We start from the raw sequence: 18,830 nt of genomic DNA on the forward strand, positions 1-18,830 counted from the left end.
GAATGTTCAGCCATGAGCATTCTTGGTTTTTTCATTACTTATACTATTCGTATTGACTAAAGGTTTTTCGCATAATATCGTAGGATGTTTTTAATCTTTCTGTATTCACAGGCAACTCCCAATTTTCCCATGTATACGTATCGAACTTTTGCATGACCCCATTTTCAATCGTTGGCAATGCATTTTCGATTTTCCCATTCGAATTTACAAATAGGAAACCTAACGAAATATTCTCTACAAATTTAGATGCCTCGATACCATCTGAATAAAGATCTCCCATAAATTCTTTACGACTTGGATCTTTTGATTGGATTAATAACCAAGGAATTCTTAATTCGATTACACCATCTTCCGTCCAAGCATAATCAGCTAATGAGTTGTATTGATCTGATTCTGGGTTGCCATTTCCTTTTATTAACTTCCCTGTCTCATAGCTTTTAAATGGAAGAACTTCCCCAGTTTCAGGCAACGTTAATTTTTTATTTAATGCATATAAAATTGGTTGGAAGACATTCGATTCTTTTTTCTCTTGTACAGTTTCTGTTTCTATTAATCGTAATTGATGACCATATAAATAGTGATGTAAGTCATAGTATGGATCAATGACAATGCGCGAGTTATCCTCTTTATTTAATTCCACGATAAATTCAACACCATTAGCGAAAGTCACTTCTGGAATTTTAGAAGAAGAGGTTTTTCCCTGATTCGGTACAACATCCAGTAATATGCGTGGTGAGCTTTTTTTCAATAGCTCTCCTTTTAACTGAATGTATAAATAGCGTTCATCATGATCGATCACGATATCCAAGTCTTCACGCTCTTTATATATTTCAGTGCCTTCCCACTCCGCTAAATCCCCATCGACTTGTACTTTATGTTGGTCGAAGCTTAATAATCCAAATTGCTGTTCATTAGTTTGAGCATTTGACCAATAAGGACGTCGCTCTGGATTATCATAGTCCATTGTATTCCATGTTCGTTTAAACCACTCATCTTGCCAAGTGAAAACAAGACCACCCAAGTAATCTTCTTCTATAATATCTTCAAACAGGTGGGTTAAAAACTCTCCCTGCTGTTGTTCCGTAACAAATCCTTGTGTCCAACCAAATGGATTATCATGGGTTAGCCCACGAGATCCTGGTATACCAAATTCGGCAATGAGTACCGGCATCTGATGCGCGGCCCGTAAATCCGCTAAATATCCAGCATAACTATTTTTCTCTCCTCGATGATCAACATAATTCAAATACGTTTCATCATAATTTAAGAAATCCGGATAGTATGGGTACACATGGTAGGATGCAAATTGCCCTGTCTGTTCCGCTAATCCTTTTGTATAGATCACATTCGGATTGACACCGACTAAATCTTCTTCTTCACTCGGCTCTGACGGATGATCTAATAAGTCCGTTGTTACCCAATTGGTAAAGCTCATCGGTCGTATCCATTCGTAATTCTCCTGTTCATATTGCGTTAAGAAATCCATTTGTTCTGCGAGCCAGTATTCAAAAGGTGAGGCATTCTTTGTTTCAAAATATTCCCCTTTATATTGACCGATGTCTTTATGGATTTCATTCGTATTTTGCACCATGAAAGGATACCACTCAATTCCAATTACCCATCCAATGATATATTGAGAGACGTCTACATCATATAACCCAGAAGCATGGCCTACTTTTGGTTCTACAAGTTTATTTCCATGTATTACGTCCACAATAATTTTCATTTCTTCACGGAATTTTTTTAATGTCTCAGGATCATAGGCATCTAACGTTTCCTCTAAACCTTCTTCTTCAATCCATACCCCGTGTAAAACATATAGTGGGTTTTTAGCATTTTTATTATATCTTGCTAAAGCCTTATAAAAGCCAGGTGGATGTAACGTATAAACACGGATTGTATTGGCATTCATTTCCCCGATTTGCTCAAACCATCGATAATATTCATTTTCAGTAATGGCTGCTTCTCCTGGGAAATAACCCGGTTTCCCCATCCCCATATTAACCCCTTTAAAGGTGATGGATTCCCACTTCCCGTCCTGCAAGATTTCAAATTTTTCTCCATTCACACGGGCATTATAGCCAAGATTTGACTCACTTTTCTCTTCCTCTTTAACTTTAGGCGTTTCAAAATCTTGTAAAATCGATTTCATCATCGGTAGGTAAGCCGACCAATAAAAGGCATCATCTGAAAACATTTGAGCAATTTTATAAAACTCACCTAGACCCTTTGCTTGGTAAAACTTCGGTACTCTACTTACATCATTGTAGTCACCGGCAAAATAATACGTTTTCGCATTTTTACGATGATTCTGCGTAACAGCAGCGAATGAAAGTGGAATGCCCTTTTCAGTAAGTAGTTTTTCACCGTCTTTCGTCAAGTTCCATTGGTAGTTCGCTAATACGTTCTCATCGTTATTGGCTGTTACGATATCAAACCAATATTCATAATTGGCATTTGGCGATTTACCAAATAGGACCTGTCCTTCTTTTGTGTAGTCTAGACGTATCCCGGCATCACTAACATGTTTATCTAATTCCAACACAACAACCTCGTTAGTAAAATCATTGACAAGGACAAATCCCCCACCTTCATACTTCCAACTTTCTTGGAACTGATCCACAATCCATTGGGGAATTTCTTTATTTTTTTTATAACTAAGCTCATTAAAATAACGACCGACCCATCCATTCCAATCGAGCTCTAAATACTCCAACATGGCATTCCGAACTTCTTGGGATGTTGGAGAAGCAAAGGAATTATACTCTGCTATAAACAAACTTTCTTTTTCACTCATGAGTCGATCCATTAGTTGATTCCACTCGTTAATTTCTAAGCCGCCAACAATCTTTTCGGAATGTGCACCCATTCGGTCTGAAGAATCGTCCTTCATGTCATCTTTAAAAACGCCATAAGTATCAGCTAAGTAGATCACATCAAATTTAGAATAATCTTCTGGTAGTGGAATAGATTCAACTTCTTTACTTATTGGATTCGTTCCATAGTAATCTGTTACATTGTATTCTTCAGTATTGGATTTTCTATATTTTAAATGGTTAAGTGCCCAAATAAGCCCTTGATGCTCTCTATAAGATTCATCCGGTACTGTTTTATCTATTATAGCTATGCTTAATGGTTGTTTAGGCGCAACAAACCATAAAATAATCGGGAATACGGCGATTGATAATAGGACGACTACTGCTATATAAATACGTTTCATTTTTCTTGCTCCTTAGTAGATAGACCGACACGTTCCATTTTTCCCCATTCACTTTTTTTCCGTAAAAAATTCAAAATTCCTTCGCAGCGCCAAAAAAGTGTAATGGGACGATACCAAAATATTTCCGTAAACGATAAAAGGACCATTCGTAAAGTATCCGAATTTTTAGGATAGCGTTTTAAACCCCAAGCTTCGAATATTACAGCACTAATGGAAAAAATAACTCCATTGATGACAAATAGTAATAATAGTAAAAGAGCCATTTCATAATAAATACTACCTAAGAAAAAGGCTATAACTAGGTAAACATAGCCACTTAGTTCAATCACAGGTCCTAAACATTCAATCACCCAAAAGTATGGGAATGCAATGAATCCAATTCCTCCATACGTAGGGTTTAATGTCATCTTTTTATGCTTCCATAAGCTTTCTAACAATCCTTGATGCCATCTTCTTCGTTGTCTTCGTAATACAGACATTGTTTGAGGAGCTTCTGTCCAGCAAACAGGATCTGGGACAAATTCAATTCTTTTCTTTGCTTTACGCTCTAAAATGAGTCGATGCAGCTTTACAATGAGCTCCATGTCCTCCCCAATTGTTCCAGTAGCATATCCCCCTGCCTCGATCACCCACCTTTTAGAAAATACACTAAAGGCACCCGAAATAATTAACACTAGATTAAATTGGCTTAGTGCAATACGACCCATTAAAAAGGCACGTAAATATTCAATTACCTGCATAAGCACTAAATAATTTTTAGACAGTTTCATATCAAATACAGTACCTAATTGCATATGAATCCCATTGGCAATACGCACATTCCCACCGACAGCTATCACTTCTTCATCAGATAATATAATTGGTTTCATAACACGTAAGAGAGAGGATTCTTCTAAAATAGAATCCCCATCAATCGAACAAAAGTAAGGAAATTTAGAATAATTAATGCCAACATTTAAAGCATCAGCCTTACCTCCGTTTTCTTTTTCAATAAGTATACAATGCGGATGTATTTCGGATTGATATACTTGGATGACCTTCCGTGTTTTCAATTCTTCGTGAATCTTTTTATGAATGGGCTTCATCTTAAATTGTTCGATGATGACTTCCTGCGTACGATCGGTTGATCCGTCGTTCACAATAATAATTTCAAATTCAGGATATCGAAGGCTTAACAAAGAGCGGACGCTATCGATTACACCAACTTCCTCATTATAAGCAGGTACAATAATTGAGGTAGGTTTTGAGTAAAACGAATCGATATGTGTTTCGTCAAAAATTGTTTTATCTAGCCTATACTCTTTTCGAACCTTTAAAAGTGCAAATAAATACATAAGTCCATAAATTACCGTAACAATAATCATATATATGATTATTGTTCCACCGAAAAACCACATAAAAATATCAATAAAATTCTTCATCATTGTAAATTGAACCTTTTCGTTAACATTTCTTCAGCAATTTTTACAGCATCTTCCTTTACTGAAGTTAAAATAAATTCATTTAACACTTGTACGCCATCTGGAAATTCTGAAATCGTATTGGCCGCCTGTGTTTGAACTCGCCAATTCGTATCTTCTAACAAATCCATTAAATAGGCGTAGGTAAATTTTAATGGTACATGGAGGAAAACTTTTGCAACCATTAACCTCTCCTCCCATAAAGGAGAGGTAACAAAAGGAATATACAATTCGAAATTTTTTACTAATCCCATTTTATCAATTCCCTTTAAAGATCGAATACGGATTTCTGAATCGCTACTTGTTAATAAGTTTTCTAGCATTTTAATAATTTCAATATTTCCTTTAAACGAAACCGTATCAATTAAAGCATATTGCGCATTTAGATGTAGTTCTTCAATTTGTTCAATTAGCTGTAAAAGAATGTCTTCATCTAACAACGAGAAAATTTGTTTATATTCAATCTCTGAAAAAGTATATTTATTAGAAAATATGATAGTAAAAAACTTTTCTTTATCAAATACTGAATATATTTTTAAAAGTACAAACTGTTCCTCTTTCGTTTTCATTTCTCGATTTAGACTTTCATAAATTGGCACCAGCTCTACAAGATGAAAATCAATAATTTTATAGAGCGCATTCATCCTTTTACCCCAATTTTTATCTTTTAGTTCCTTTTCATAATGTTTGAGTAAATATTTTTTTGAAAACTCCCTAACTTTCTCTTCCACTTCTTCGTTATACATATTATGAATATACGATAAAAATAACGATTCTACCGCCACAATCTCACTTTTACCTCTAGGAATTAATACGACACTAAAGAAACCATCTTCCAACAAGTAACTTTCCCATAATGTTTTTGTTTTTTCTAAATAACGTTTTGCTCGTTTATTTTGTTGATCTACTCTTCCTCGTTGCATCATGATATAAACGATGCAGACGAAACAGACTAATAATAATACCATTATGATCCACAATAAAATTTCAACTGTTATGCTAATCATTGTTGTAATCTCTCTAATGTTCGAAGTAATTGGGCCTTAAATAGTCGTAAATCAAAGGGTTTTATTAAGTATTCATCTACACCACTTTCATAGGCACTAATAATATCCGTTTGGGAATTTCGCCTTGTCATCATATAAATGATAAATTTCTTTTGATTAGGTAAGCTTCTTAATGTATCCAATACTTCCAAACCATTTTTCCTTGGTAAAATATCATTCATAATAACGATATGAGGGTGACTTGACAAATGCCATCCTGATTCTATAAAGTCATATCCATCTACAAAATCTTGTATGTCCAACGTAAAATGCTTTGTTTGAATTTTTTGAATGGTTGATTTCAAAATACCTCTAAAAATTTCGTTATTTTCAATGATACTTACTTTTAGATTTTGTCGTTGTGGAATATTATATTTCGTGTTTATCTTTACTTCCCAAGGCGATAGCTTTTCATGAAATACTTCATTTGTATCATCTAATAATTCATAAAAATTAACTTGATTTGTTTTTATTTCTGCAACCATTGCACAGAATGCGTATTGGTAATTAGTAACAAAGGAGGGATCATTGCCATTTTTCTCATGAAAGATCCGATCTAAAAAAGCCGTTGCATCCCTTTCTCCACTTTGCATTAAAATAATTCCCCATTGATTCGGTTCATTCAATTTAAAAAGTAGGTCAGTTTCACGGATTTTTGAAATGAAATAATGTTGTGCATGTTGTTCAATTTCTAAATACAAATCATTATTTTCACTATCACTAACAGGAAAATTCTTCAAAAAAACGACGGTCATTGCTAAACGAGAACGAGCAATATTTTCTTTTAATAGATGAAAAAATGGTGCAACTTCATCCACACCTAATAGCTGATCTTTATACGATATATTCGTCAACTGTCTCCCCTCCTTTAGATAGTACTATTTATTAAGTATTAGTATTAAATAAAGAAAAGAATCTATGTTGAATATTGAATCATTTCCACTTATTTCACTAATCCCTACTAAATGTAATTAAAATACTTGTAGATTATATATGTAATTAATTTATTTTACTAGTTTTTTTAAATAGAAATTACAAAAAAAGAATCTTAGTAAAAACTAAGACTCTCCATTATTAATCTAACCGATTATTCGTTTATTATTACGGATTGCTCAGTGCGACTGTCGCAAGCTTTCGTCGCAGCTCTTCTTAAAAATACAGTGAAATTCACCGCAAATATTCTCCTTTAGGAATTATAATCTCCCCGCCTTAAGGTCTGCGGTGTGGCTGTCGCAAGCTTTCGCCACAGCTTTCCTTTAAGATAAAATAATTATCACCGAAAATAGTTATGCTCGAGGATTTATAATTCTCCCGCTTTCAATTTTGCATGCCACTCTTTTAGGAACGGAATATCCTGTTCATTGATTGCTCCGGATTCTGTTGCTGCTTCAATTAAATAATCGAAGTTTGTTAGGCTTACATATTTAACGCCAGCGTCTTCAAATGCTTGTTCCGCTCTTGGTAAGTTGTATGTATACACGCAGACAACGCCGACTACTTCACAACCTGCTGCACGCAATGCTTCTACTGCTGTGATCGAAGAACCACCTGTTGACACGATATCTTCTACAACCACTACTTTTTGACCTTGTTGAATTTTCCCTTCAATCTGATTGCCTCGTCCATGTTCTTTTGCTTTTGAACGAACGTAAACCATTGGCAATTGTAAAACATCCGATACCCATGCAGCATGTGGAATACCTGCTGTGGCAGTACCTGCTACGACTTCAGTATCTGGGAAAAATTCTTTAATATTTTGTGCAAGACCGTTAGCAATTTGTTTACGAACAACAGGATCTGAAATTGTTAAACGTGTGTCACAGTAAATGGGTGATTTAATTCCTGAAGCCCACGTAAATAAATTCGTTGGGTTTAATTCCACAGCTCCAACTTGTAACATGCCTTGTGCAATTGATTTTTGTAATGACATCTACTTGCCCTCCCATAATTCGCTGACGATTTGATACGCTGAAACAGGGTCTTGCGCGTTTGTGATTGCGCGACCTACAACAATTAATGACGAACCATCTTTACGTGCTCCATCCGGTGTGGCGATACGTTTTTGATCATGGACTTCCCCACCCGCTAAACGAATCCCAGGTGTTACACGCAAGAAATCTTCACCACAAGCTTCACTAATTGCTCCTGCTTCATGAACAGAACAGACGACACCATCCAATCCTGCTTGCTTCGTAAGCGTTGCATAATGCAGGACGGATTCCATTAAAGATAAATTAATTTTTTGTTCCTTTTGCATCTGTTCTTCTGTTGTTGAAGTGAGCTGTGTGACTGCGATTAATGCTGGTCTCTCATTTCCAGCTGGTGTTCCTGCTTCTAATCCTTCAAGAGCACCAGCCATCATGTTAATACCACCTACTGCATGAACATTGACTAAATCTACGCCTAGTCGAGCTAACCCTTTCATTGCAGATTTGACAGTATTCGGAATGTCATGAAGTTTTAAATCTAAGAAAATGTCGTGACCTTGCTCCTTTATTTTGCGCACGATATCTGGACCTTCCTGCATATAAAGCTCCATGCCAATTTTAACGAATAGTGGTTCGCTAAATTTGTTTAAAAAATTGAATACTTCGATTTCACTAGGAAAATCTAGTGCAATGATTGGTTTTCTGTTCATTTATCGGTGGCTCCTTCCAATAATCTCTTTAATATGAGTGACACCTAATTCTTTTAATTTCCCTGGTAATTCTTCAATAATGTTTGGACATACAAAAGGATCAACAAAGTTTGCTGTTCCTACTGCAACCGCGGATGCCCCTGCTGACATAAAGTCAATAACATCCTGTGCGTTCGTTACGCCGCCCATTCCGATAATTGGGATTTCTACTGCTTTGTATACTTCATACACCATACGAATCGCTACAGGTTTTACTGCAGGACCTGATAAACCACCCGTTCCATTAGCGATAACAGGTTTACCCGTTCGTTCATCTAAGCGCATTCCAACTAATGTATTAATCATCGTAATACCGTCAGCGCCACCAATTTCTACGGCTTGAGCAATTTCAACAATGTTTGTAACATTAGGTGAAAGTTTCACATAGACAGGAACTTTAGAAACAGCTTTAACCGCTTCAACTAATTCTCGAGCTATGACTGGATCGGTACCGAATGTAATCCCACCATGTTTAACGTTTGGACATGAAATATTTAATTCCAATGCCTTCACATTTGGCGCAGTGGAAATACGACGAGCAACTTCCACGTAATCTTCTGTTAATGTACCTGCGACATTGGCAATAATCGGCACATCAAAACGCTCTAAATAAGGAAGTTCTTCACCCATTACTTTATCTAAACCAGGGTTTTGTAATCCAATTGCGTTTAACATCCCTGCAGGTGTTTCTGCTACGCGAGGTGTTGGGTTTCCTAAGCGCTTTTCAACCGTCGTTGCCTTAATCATAATGGCACCTAGTTTTGATAAATCGTACAGTTGTGCATATTCACGACCAAAACCGAAACAACCAGATGCAGGCATAATTGGGTTTTTTAAATCAAGACCTGGTAATTGGATACTTAATTTGCTCATAGTTGAACCACTCCTTTCGGGAATACTGGTCCATCCGAACAAACTTTTACATAATCTTTTTCGTTGTCTTCTGTTGTTTTGCAAATACAAGCAAAACATGCACCAATTCCACAACCCATTCGTTCTTCAAAGGATAAGAATCCAGGCTTATTCGGATAGAAATGTTCTAAAGCACGTAACATTGGCAGCGGTCCACAGGAGTAGAACACATCAAACTCCGGCTGCATTTCTTCTAATAAGTCTGTTACAAACCCTTTCGTTCCTTTTGTTCCATCCACGGTTACAAAATGTGTATCACCTAATGTCGAAAATTGATCTTCATAAAATGTTACATTTTCTGTAGCAAAACCAAACACATGAATCGTACGGACTCCGCGGGCATTTAGTTGTTTTGATAATTCATATAAAGGTGGTACCCCAATGCCCCCACCTACTAAAAGTGCAGTACCGCCTTCAGGAGTAGCATCCACTGGGAAACCATTTCCTAATGGCCCAAGCACATCTACTTCATCCCCTACTTGTTTGCCGGACAAAATAGTTGTACCTCTTCCTTCCGCACGGTAAATCACTGTAACTTCACCAGACTCTTTGTCGATATTCGCAATACTGATTGGTCGTCTAAGAAGTGGCTCGAATGAATCTGATACACGGATATGGACAAATTGTCCAGGAGTCATTTCCTGAACAATTTGGCCTTGAAGTGTTAATTCGAAAATATGATGAGCAATTTCACTTTGACGAACGACGGTCATTCGTTCTTGTTGAATCATTAGTGAAATACCTCCGCTTTTGGCATTTCTTCTGCATTAAATGTCATCGATTCAATGACTTCTAACATTGCTTCTGCTGTATCAAGAGATGTCATACATGGCACACCATTTTCTACAGATTCACGACGGATACGGAATCCATCACGAGCAGGTTGTTTACCTTTTGTTAATGTGTTGATTACCAGTTGTGCTTCTCCGTTTTGGATTACATCAATTAATGTCTTTTCTTTTGATCCGATTTTCCCTACAACATCAGCTTGAATACCTGCTTCAGCAAAGCTTTTCGCAGTACCTTCTGTTGCCATAATGCGGTATCCTACTGTATTAAAACGTTTCGCTAAACTAATTGCCTCTTCTTTATCTTTATCTGAAACCGTGAACAGTACAGTTCCGTGTGTTTTAATTTCCATTCCTGCTGCAACAAAGCCTTTGTATAAAGCTTTTTCGAATGTTGCATCTTTCCCCATTACTTCACCTGTTGATTTCATTTCAGGTCCTAATGTAATGTCTACTCGGCGTAATTTTGCAAAACTGAATACTGGTACTTTTACAAATACACCTTTTTGTTCTTTTGCAAGTCCAGTTGGATAACCTTGTTCGACAATAGATTGACCAAGAATCGCTTTTGTCGCAATGTTTGCCATTGGAATATTTGTAATTTTACTTAAGAACGGTACTGTACGACTTGAACGTGGGTTTACTTCAATAACGTAAATTTGCCCTTGTGACAGTACATATTGGATGTTCATTAATCCAACAATGTTTAGACCTTTTGCTAAACGTGTTGTGTAATCCACTAAAGTTGCTTTTTGCTCATCCGTTAATTTTTGTGGTGGGTAGACAGAGATCGAGTCACCAGAGTGAACACCTGCACGTTCAACGTGTTCCATAATCCCTGGAATTAACACATTTTCACCATCGCAAATTGCATCTACTTCAATTTCTTGACCTGTTAAGTAACGGTCTACTAGTACTGGGTGATCTGGAGAAGCTTCCACTGCATTTTCCATATAATGTTCTAATTCTTGTTCGTTATAAACGATTTCCATTGCGCGTCCACCAAGTACGTAAGAAGGACGAACAAGTACTGGGAATCCTAATTTTTTACCGATTGCTAGTGCTTCTTCTGTTGATACTGCCGTTTCACCAGCTGGTTGTGGAATGTCGATTTGATGTAAAGCTTGTTCGAATTTATCACGGTTTTCTGCACGGTCGATATCTTCCAAACTTGTACCTAAAATTTTCACACCGTTTGCTGCTAATTTGTCTGCTAAGTTAATCGCCGTTTGTCCACCGAACTGTACAACCACACCAATCGGTTTTTCTAAGTCGATAATGTGCATTACATCTTCAATTGTTAATGGCTCAAAGTAAAGCTTATCTGAAATCGAGAAGTCTGTTGATACAGTTTCTGGATTTGAGTTAATAATAATTGCTTCATAACCAGCTTCTTGAATCGCCCATACAGAGTGTACTGTTGCGTAATCGAACTCTACCCCTTGACCGATACGAATTGGCCCTGAACCTAATACCACCACAGAAGGCTTGTCAGAGACGATTGATTCATTTTCATCTTCATACGTACCGTAGAAGTATGGTGTTGTTGATTCAAATTCAGCTGCACATGTATCAACCATTTTATAAACAGGAACGATTCCTTGCTCTTTACGATATTCGTAAATTTCTTTTTCCGCTTTATTCCAAAGCTCAGCAATCTTTTTATCAGCGAAGCCCATACGTTTTGCTTGGCGTAATACATCTACATCATTTACGTTATCCGCTAAAGTTGTTTCCATGTTAATGATGTTTTGTAATTTATTTAAGAACCAAAGATCGATTTCAGACCATTCATGGATTTGTTCGATTGTTACACCACGACGTAATGCTTCAGCGATAAAGAATAAACGTTCATCTCCCGCTTTTTTAATACGTTTTTCAATCCAATTGTCTGAGTTGTCGTCTGCATGTTTTAATTCGATATGGATTTGACCTGTTTCAAGGGAGCGAACTGCTTTAAGAATCGCTTCTTCAAATGTGCGTCCTAGAGCCATTACTTCCCCTGTTGCTTTCATTTGTGTTCCAAGGTTACGTTTTGCCGATTCGAACTTGTCAAATGGCCAACGTGGAATTTTAGCTACTACATAGTCAAGTGCTGGCTCAAAGTCTGCATACGTAGAACCAGTTACTGGGTTTTTAATTTCATCTAATGTCAAACCTACCGCGATTTTTGCTGCTAATTTTGCAATTGGATAACCCGTTGCTTTCGAAGCAAGTGCTGACGAACGTGATACACGTGGGTTTACTTCGATGACATAATAATTGAAGCTATGTGGATCAAGCGCTAATTGCACGTTACATCCACCTTCAATTTTTAGTGCACGAATAATATCTAATGAAATGTTACGTAACATTTGATATTCACGGTCTGATAACGTTTGTGATGGTGCTACTACGATTGAGTCCCCTGTATGAATACCTACTGGGTCAAAGTTTTCCATGTTACAAACTACGATTGCATTATCAATCGAGTCACGCATTACTTCATATTCAATCTCTTTGTAACCCGCAATTGATTTTTCAAGTAAACATTGTGTTACAGGGCTATATTTTAATCCACTTGCGACGATTTCTTCTAGTTCTTGCTCGTTGTTACAAATACCGCCACCCGTTCCACCTAGTGTGAAGGCAGGACGCACGATTACTGGATATCCGATTCTTTCAACAAATGCTTTAGCTTCTGTAATCGAATGGATAATATCTGATTCAGGTACTGGAGCTCCTAGTTCATACATTAAGTTACGGAATAAATCACGGTCTTCCGCTTTATGAATTGCATCTAATTTTGTTCCTAAAATTTCGATATTTAATTCATCTAAAATTCCTGATTCTTGTAATTCAATTGCCATATTTAAACCAGTTTGACCACCTAATGTTGGAAGGATGGCATCTGGACGTTCTTTTCGTAAAATACGAGAAACAAATTCTAAAGAAATTGGCTCGATGTAAACTTTATCTGCAATTTCTGTATCTGTCATAATTGTTGCAGGGTTTGAGTTAATTAAGATTACTCGGTAGCCTTCCTCTTTTAAAGATAAACAAGCTTGTGTTCCTGCATAGTCAAATTCTGCTGCTTGGCCAATAACAATTGGACCGGATCCGATTACTAAAATAGTTTCTATATCTGTACGTTTAGGCATGTTGTTTCTCCTTTGCTGCTTCTTTTTCCATTAATTCAATGAATTCATCAAACAAGTGATTTGAATCTTCTGGTCCTGGTGAAGCTTCTGGGTGATATTGTACGGTGAATACTGGATATTTTGTATGACGTAAACCTTCAACAGTACCGTCATTTAATGCAATATGAGTGATTTCTAAATCTGTTCCTTCTAAGGAATCTCCATCAACTGCATAACCATGGTTTTGCGAAGTTAATTCCGTGCGACCAGTACGTAAATCTTTTACGGGGTGGTTTCCTCCACGATGTCCAAATGGTAGTTTAAAGCTTGTTGCACCACATGCTAATGCAAATAATTGGTGTCCTAAGCAAATACCGAAAATTGGAACTTTTCCAATTAGATTACGAATTGTTTCAATTCCTTCCGTTACGTCTGCTGGGTTCCCAGGGCCATTTGAAAGCATAATGCCATCTGGATGCCATGCTAAAATTTGCTCTGCTGATGTGTTGTAAGGAACAACTAATACATCACAGTCACGTTTATTTAGTTCTCGTAAAATACCATGTTTCATTCCGAAATCAATTAATACGACACGCTTTCCACGTCCTGGACTTGGATATGCCGCTTTTGGTGAAACTTCTCTTACGTGATTTGTAATAAGCGGTGTTTCGATTAATTTCGTAACGACTTCCTCTACGTTTACTTCTTCATCTGCTGCAGTTAAAATCGCTTTTACCGCACCTTTTGAACGGATAATTCTTGTTAATTTTCGTGTATCAATGCCTTCGATACCAGGTATATCTTGTGCTACTAAATAATCATTTAATGAAAGATCTGAACGGAAATTTGATGGTTCTTTTGCAAGCTCACGACAAACTACTCCACGAATTGCAGGTGTAATTGATTCAAAGTCATCACGGTTAATTCCGTAGTTTCCGATTAGTGGGTATGTGAAAGTAACGATTTGTCCATAAAATGATGGATCTGATAATGTTTCTTGATAACCTGTCATCCCTGTTGTAAATACGACTTCACCTTGCGATTCGCGTTCACTACCAAATGCAATCCCGTTAAATACTGTGCCATCTTCTAAAATTAATTGTCTTTTTTTCATTATTGTGCCTCCTCATAGACGATATTGCCTTCAAAAATTGTCATTACTGGCCAACCTTTTGCAGCCCAGCCATTAAACGGTGTATTACGTCCTTTTGTTACAAATTCTTCAGCTTGAATTGTTTGCTCTTTATTTAAATCAATTAAGATTAAATCCGCTGAAGCACCAACTTCCATCGTTCCGTATGGTAAGTCGAAAATTTGAGCAGGCTTTACAGTCATCCAATCAATCAATTGTTTTAATGTCCATTTACCTGTTTCTACGAATTGTGTATATAAAAGTGGGAATGCTGTTTCAAATCCAACAATTCCAAAGGGTGCTCCAACCATGCCACAACATTTTTCTTCTACTGTGTGAGGTGCATGATCTGTTGCGATACAATCAATCGTTCCATCAAGTAATGCTTGATGCAATGAATCTTTGTCGTCACTTGCTCGTAAAGGTGGGTTCATTTTCCAATTTGCATCATCACTTGGAATATCCATTTCTTCTAGTAATAAGTGGTGTGGACAAACCTCCGCAGTAACGCGAATTCCTGCCGCTTTTGCATCTCTTACTGCGCGAACGGATTCTTTTGTTGATACGTGACATACATGATACCGCGCACCCGCTGCCTCTGCTAATAATACATCTCGTGCAATTTGAACTGATTCACAAATAGATGGGATACCGGGTAATCCTAGTTCTTTATTGCGTATTCCTTCATGCATCACACCATCGTAAATGAGTGAGTTATCTTCACAATGTGCAACGACTACTGCGTCAATTTTTGCGGCCGCCTGCATTTGCTCATACATTGTAGAGGCTAGTTGAATTCCTACCCCATCATCAGAAAATGCAACTGCACCCAATTCTTTTAATTCTTCGATATTTGTCCGTTCTTCTCCAGCTTCTGCAACGGTTAATGACCCATAAGGTAACACGCGCACCACTGCACTCTCTTCAATTAACCCTTGAATTAATTTCATATTTTCAGCTGAATCTGGCACTGGCTTTGTATTTGGCATTGCACAAATTGTTGTAAAACCACCTTTAGCTGCCGAACGAGAACCCGTTTCAATCGTTTCTTTATGTTCAAAACCTGGTTCACGTAAATGGACATGTAAATCAACAAATCCTGGAGCAAGTAAGTTGCCTTTTCCATCAATCACTTCCGCCACGTCCGGTTGTGATTGACCAATTGCGACGATCTTTCCGTCTGCAATTGTCACTGAAGAATCAATCAGCTCACTATTTTCGTTAAGTATTTTAATATTGTGTATATATTTCGCCATGTTTATCTCTCCTTCAAAATCGTTTCAAGTATCGCCATTCGAACAAAAACGCCATTTCGTACTTGATCAAATATCCTCGAACGCTCACATTCTACTAATTCTGATACTATCTCTACATCTCGATTAACTGGAGCTGGATGCATAATAATGGCTCCTTCTTTCATCCTTGCCTCCCGTTCAAATGTTAGTCCGTATTGTTCATGATAGCTTTCTTTTGAAAAGCTTTTATTGATTACATGACGTTCATGTTGGATTCTTAGTAACATAACTACATCACTATCTTCTAATAGCTCATCCCATGAATGGTGTGCTTCAAAATTTCCAGCCCATTCAGGAGGACAGAGGAATCGAACATTTACACCTAGTTTTTTTAACGATGTTGCATTAGATTTAGCAACACGACTGTGCGAAATGTCCCCTACAATCGTTACATTTAACCCTTCAAATGATCCGAATTCTTTGTAAATTGTGTATAGATCTAACAGGCTTTGTGAAGGATGTTGTCCAGCACCGTCACCTGCATTAATCACTGCCACATTAATTCCTTCGAGTAATTCATTATAGTATTCATCTTCTTTTGCACGAATTACGACAGCATCCATCCCAATCATTTCTAATGTTTTTACTGTGTCGTACATTGTCTCGCCTTTTAATGCACTTGAAAAACCTGCATCAAACGGGATAACTGTACATCCTATTTTTCTTTCTGCCATTTCGAAACTTGTTTTTGTCCGTGTACTTGGCTCAAAAAATAAGTTTGCTACATTGTAAGAACGTGGTAGATTACTGATTTCACCTGCCTCAAATCCTGCAGCCCGTTCAAGAATTAACATGATTTCATCGTTTGTTAAATGTTCCATTGAAAGTAAGTTTCTCATTGCCTCTTCCTCCTAAACATCGGTTTGTAAGAAAAAACGCCTCGTGAATTCACGAGGCGTAGGAGGGTATGACAGTACAATGCACGATTTCACGTACATTTGTCATATTTCCCCTTTTTTGCCTCTCTGGACAATTATTAAAAGGTCATTGAATCTTGTTATTCATCTAAATCTTTTACTTCTTTATCTCTACCAGGTAAGACTAGGTTTAGTACTACCCCTACGATGGCAGCTAAAGCCATTCCTTCGATTGAAAATGTCTCATTGAATCTTAAAGCTGCTCCACCGATTCCTACGACTAAAATAACGGATGAGATTACCATGTTACGGTTGTTACCAAAATCGATTTTGCTTTCAACTAGCATTCTTAATCCACTTGATGCGATAATCCCGAATAATAGAATTGAAATACCACCTAGCACAGCAGTTGGAATTGTTTGAACTAAAGCCATTGCTTTTCCAAAGAAAGAGAAGAGAATTGCTAGTACTGCAGCACCTAAAATGACATACACTGAGAAAACTCTTGTTATTGCTAGTACACCAATGTTTTCGCCATATGTAGTTTTTGGCGGTCCACCAATGAACGCACTTACTAATGTTCCTAATCCATCACCTAATAATGACCGATGTAAACCTGGATCTTTAATGTAGTTACGGTTTACTACTTTCCCTAAAACTAATTGGTGTCCGATATGTTCTGAAATCGTTACAATGACAATTGGAACCATTGCTAGTAAAATGGCCGATGTTACTTTGAATTCGTAATGCACACCTGGTATTAAAAACTCTGGTGAAGCAAACCAAGCAGCTTCTTTTACTGGTGAGAAGTCTACAATTCCTACAATTGCTGAGTATATGTATCCAACGATTAAGCCTAAAAGAATTGGCATTGTGCTTAATACGTTTTTAAAGTAAACATTAAAGATAATTGCTGCGAACAGTGTAACTAATGCAGCGGTAAAATGTAGAAAACTATATTCACCATTTACATTCATTGCCATATTTACTGCTGTTCCTGATAATCCTAATCCGATTACCATAATGACTGGTGCAACTACGATTGGTGGTAATAAGCTCATTAACCATTTATAGCCTGTTTTCCATATGAGTAGGGAAACAATGCCGTACACAAGCCCAACCGCCATCGCTCCAATCATGGCGTTCCCTGGGTTTACACTTTGTCCATTTTCATTTAGCCCACCTGCTGCTAATAAAATGGGTGCGATAAAGGCAAAGGATGACCCTAAATAAGCTGGCACTTTAAATTGAGTAATTAGTAAAAAAACGATTGTTGCAATACCACTTGTTAATAATGCGATGGATGGACTTAATCCGACTAGTTGTGGTACTAAAATTGTTGACCCAAACATCGCGAACATATGCTGAAAACTTAATGTAATCAATTGTCCAGCTGATGGTTTGTCATTGATGTCTAACACTGCTTTTGACATGATGGGGTTCCCTCTCAATCTATGATCATTCTGATTTATGAAGTGTTACGTTATCTTCTCCGTCTACTTCAGATAATTTTACGACAATCTTTTCCGAACCAGATGTTGGGATATTTTTCCCTACATAATCTGCTCGAATTGGCAATTCTCTATGACCTCTGTCAACTAGTACTGCAAGTTGTATTTGAGAAGGTCTACCTAAATCCATTACTGCATCCAATCCAGCTCTTACCGTTCTACCTGTGTATAACACATCATCGACAAGTACAATTTTTTGATCTTTCACGACATAATCAATATCAACTTGTTGAACTAATGCTTCGCCACTTTCATTTTTACTGGATAAATCATCGCGATATAATGTAATGTCAAGTTCTCCAGTACGAATTGGCTTCCCTTCAATTTTTTCAATCTTTTCTGCTAATCTTTTAGCTAAAAAAGCACCACGCGTTTTAATTCCTACTAAAATACATTCGTCAATTCCTTTATTACGTTCGATAATTTCATGGGCAATTCTTGTTAGAGCTCGGTTCAATGCCGGTCCATCTAATAATTCTGTTATTTGAGACATTTTGTGTTCCTCCTCCCTATTGTTTCGTTCCACTTCTTAACAGTCGAATGAGAGTGTTACCGTCTTTAAGTAACAATAAAAAACCTCCTAAGCACCAGCTTAAGAGGTTGGGATATACATGTTGAAAGAGTCTGTTATGAAGTCATAGTCCACCCCATTGAGTTAGACAATACCTTCTGTGATTCGACAAAAATCGTACAAGACGATCTACGTTCACAAAAGAATATTTCGTTACTTCATCACATTTCATCATATACCTTCTCAGCCTCTCTGGACTGCCATTAAAGGTGAATTATTTAATTTAACTTCTAAAGAAATGT

14 protein-coding genes are annotated in these 18,830 nt (G+C 37.1%); all 14 read right to left on the reverse strand.

The genetic code is table 11. The annotated features are described in order from the left end of the window. Positions 1–43 precede the first annotated feature (43 nt). The 14 genes from EK386_RS03340 to pyrR all read right to left on the reverse strand — a co-directional run bounded on the left by EK386_RS03340 (position 44) and on the right by pyrR (position 18,543). The gene (locus tag EK386_RS03340; RefSeq protein WP_126657611.1) at positions 44–3,220 is read right to left on the reverse strand and encodes a hypothetical protein; all 3,177 of its coding nucleotides are present in this window, start codon (positions 3,218–3,220) and stop codon (positions 44–46) included. Further along, entirely contained in the window at positions 3,217–4,641 is a 1,425-nt protein-coding gene (locus EK386_RS03345; RefSeq protein ID WP_126657702.1) for a glycosyltransferase family 2 protein, read from the reverse strand. The genes EK386_RS03340 and EK386_RS03345 overlap by 4 nt, the downstream gene beginning before the upstream one ends. Then, complete coding sequence (locus EK386_RS03350; RefSeq protein ID WP_126657612.1) at positions 4,641–5,687, reverse strand: HEAT repeat domain-containing protein; 1,047 nt, start codon at positions 5,685–5,687, stop codon at positions 4,641–4,643. The genes EK386_RS03345 and EK386_RS03350 overlap by 1 nt, the downstream gene beginning before the upstream one ends. Then, positions 5,684–6,580, reverse strand: a complete 897-nt coding sequence (locus EK386_RS03355; RefSeq protein ID WP_126657613.1) for a response regulator — start codon at positions 6,578–6,580, stop codon at positions 5,684–5,686. Before EK386_RS03355 ends, EK386_RS03350 begins: the two co-directional genes overlap by 4 nt. Before the next feature lie 446 nt (positions 6,581–7,026). Further along, positions 7,027–7,656, reverse strand: a complete 630-nt coding sequence (gene pyrE, locus EK386_RS03360) for an orotate phosphoribosyltransferase (protein WP_126657614.1) — start codon at positions 7,654–7,656, stop codon at positions 7,027–7,029. After that, positions 7,657–8,364 (reverse strand): orotidine-5'-phosphate decarboxylase, encoded by a 708-nt coding sequence (pyrF, locus tag EK386_RS03365; protein ID WP_126657615.1) that lies wholly within the window; start codon positions 8,362–8,364, stop codon positions 7,657–7,659. Then, positions 8,365–9,276 carry a dihydroorotate dehydrogenase gene (locus EK386_RS03370; RefSeq protein WP_126657616.1) on the reverse strand — a complete coding sequence of 304 codons (912 nt, stop codon included), beginning with the start codon at positions 9,274–9,276 and terminating at the stop codon, positions 8,365–8,367. After that, positions 9,273–10,046, reverse strand: coding sequence for a dihydroorotate dehydrogenase electron transfer subunit (locus EK386_RS03375; RefSeq protein WP_126657617.1), 774 nt, complete (start codon positions 10,044–10,046; stop codon positions 9,273–9,275). Before EK386_RS03375 ends, EK386_RS03370 begins: the two co-directional genes overlap by 4 nt. Continuing rightward, positions 10,046–13,243, reverse strand: a complete 3,198-nt coding sequence (gene carB / locus EK386_RS03380; RefSeq protein WP_126657618.1) for a carbamoyl-phosphate synthase large subunit — start codon at positions 13,241–13,243, stop codon at positions 10,046–10,048. The genes EK386_RS03375 and carB overlap by 1 nt, the downstream gene beginning before the upstream one ends. Then, positions 13,236–14,336, reverse strand: coding sequence for a carbamoyl phosphate synthase small subunit (locus EK386_RS03385; RefSeq protein WP_126657619.1), 1,101 nt, complete (start codon positions 14,334–14,336; stop codon positions 13,236–13,238). Before EK386_RS03385 ends, carB begins: the two co-directional genes overlap by 8 nt. Beyond that, the gene (gene pyrC / locus EK386_RS03390) at positions 14,336–15,610 is read right to left on the reverse strand and encodes a dihydroorotase (RefSeq protein WP_126657620.1); all 1,275 of its coding nucleotides are present in this window, start codon (positions 15,608–15,610) and stop codon (positions 14,336–14,338) included. Before pyrC ends, EK386_RS03385 begins: the two co-directional genes overlap by 1 nt. 2 nt (positions 15,611–15,612) lie before the next feature. Then, positions 15,613–16,488, reverse strand: a complete 876-nt coding sequence (locus EK386_RS03395) for an aspartate carbamoyltransferase catalytic subunit (protein WP_126657621.1) — start codon at positions 16,486–16,488, stop codon at positions 15,613–15,615. Between the two features lie 158 nt (positions 16,489–16,646). Then, entirely contained in the window at positions 16,647–17,939 is a 1,293-nt protein-coding gene (locus tag EK386_RS03400) for a uracil-xanthine permease family protein (RefSeq protein WP_126657622.1), read from the reverse strand. Positions 17,940–17,964: 25 nt separating this feature from the next. Beyond that, positions 17,965–18,543 (reverse strand): bifunctional pyr operon transcriptional regulator/uracil phosphoribosyltransferase PyrR, encoded by a 579-nt coding sequence (pyrR, locus tag EK386_RS03405; protein WP_255507880.1) that lies wholly within the window; start codon positions 18,541–18,543, stop codon positions 17,965–17,967. Between the last annotated feature and the right edge of the window lie 287 nt (positions 18,544–18,830).

This window comes from Lysinibacillus antri, from assembly GCF_003977595.1.
Lineage (GTDB): Bacteria > Bacillota > Bacilli > Bacillales_A > Planococcaceae > Ureibacillus > Ureibacillus antri.

Excerpts from the sequence above, each read along its gene's own strand:
- EK386_RS03395 (WP_126657621.1), bottom strand. The coding sequence starts at position 16,488 with ATGAGAAACTTACTTTCAATGGAACATTTAACAAACGATGAAATCATG.
- EK386_RS03340 (WP_126657611.1), bottom strand. The coding sequence starts at position 3,220 with ATGAAACGTATTTATATAGCAGTAGTCGTCCTATTATCAATCGCCGTA.
- EK386_RS03400 (WP_126657622.1), bottom strand. The coding sequence starts at position 17,939 with ATGTCAAAAGCAGTGTTAGACATCAATGACAAACCATCAGCTGGACAA.
- carB (WP_126657618.1), bottom strand. The coding sequence starts at position 13,243 with ATGCCTAAACGTACAGATATAGAAACTATTTTAGTAATCGGATCCGGT.
- EK386_RS03345 (WP_126657702.1), bottom strand. The coding sequence starts at position 4,641 with ATGAAGAATTTTATTGATATTTTTATGTGGTTTTTCGGTGGAACAATA.
- pyrF (WP_126657615.1), bottom strand. The coding sequence starts at position 8,364 with ATGAACAGAAAACCAATCATTGCACTAGATTTTCCTAGTGAAATCGAA.
- pyrE (WP_126657614.1), bottom strand. The coding sequence starts at position 7,656 with ATGTCATTACAAAAATCAATTGCACAAGGCATGTTACAAGTTGGAGCT.
- EK386_RS03375 (WP_126657617.1), bottom strand. The coding sequence starts at position 10,046 with ATGATTCAACAAGAACGAATGACCGTCGTTCGTCAAAGTGAAATTGCT.
- EK386_RS03350 (WP_126657612.1), bottom strand. The coding sequence starts at position 5,687 with ATGATTAGCATAACAGTTGAAATTTTATTGTGGATCATAATGGTATTA.
- EK386_RS03370 (WP_126657616.1), bottom strand. The coding sequence starts at position 9,276 with ATGAGCAAATTAAGTATCCAATTACCAGGTCTTGATTTAAAAAACCCA.
- EK386_RS03385 (WP_126657619.1), bottom strand. The coding sequence starts at position 14,336 with ATGAAAAAAAGACAATTAATTTTAGAAGATGGCACAGTATTTAACGGG.
- pyrC (WP_126657620.1), bottom strand. The coding sequence starts at position 15,610 with ATGGCGAAATATATACACAATATTAAAATACTTAACGAAAATAGTGAG.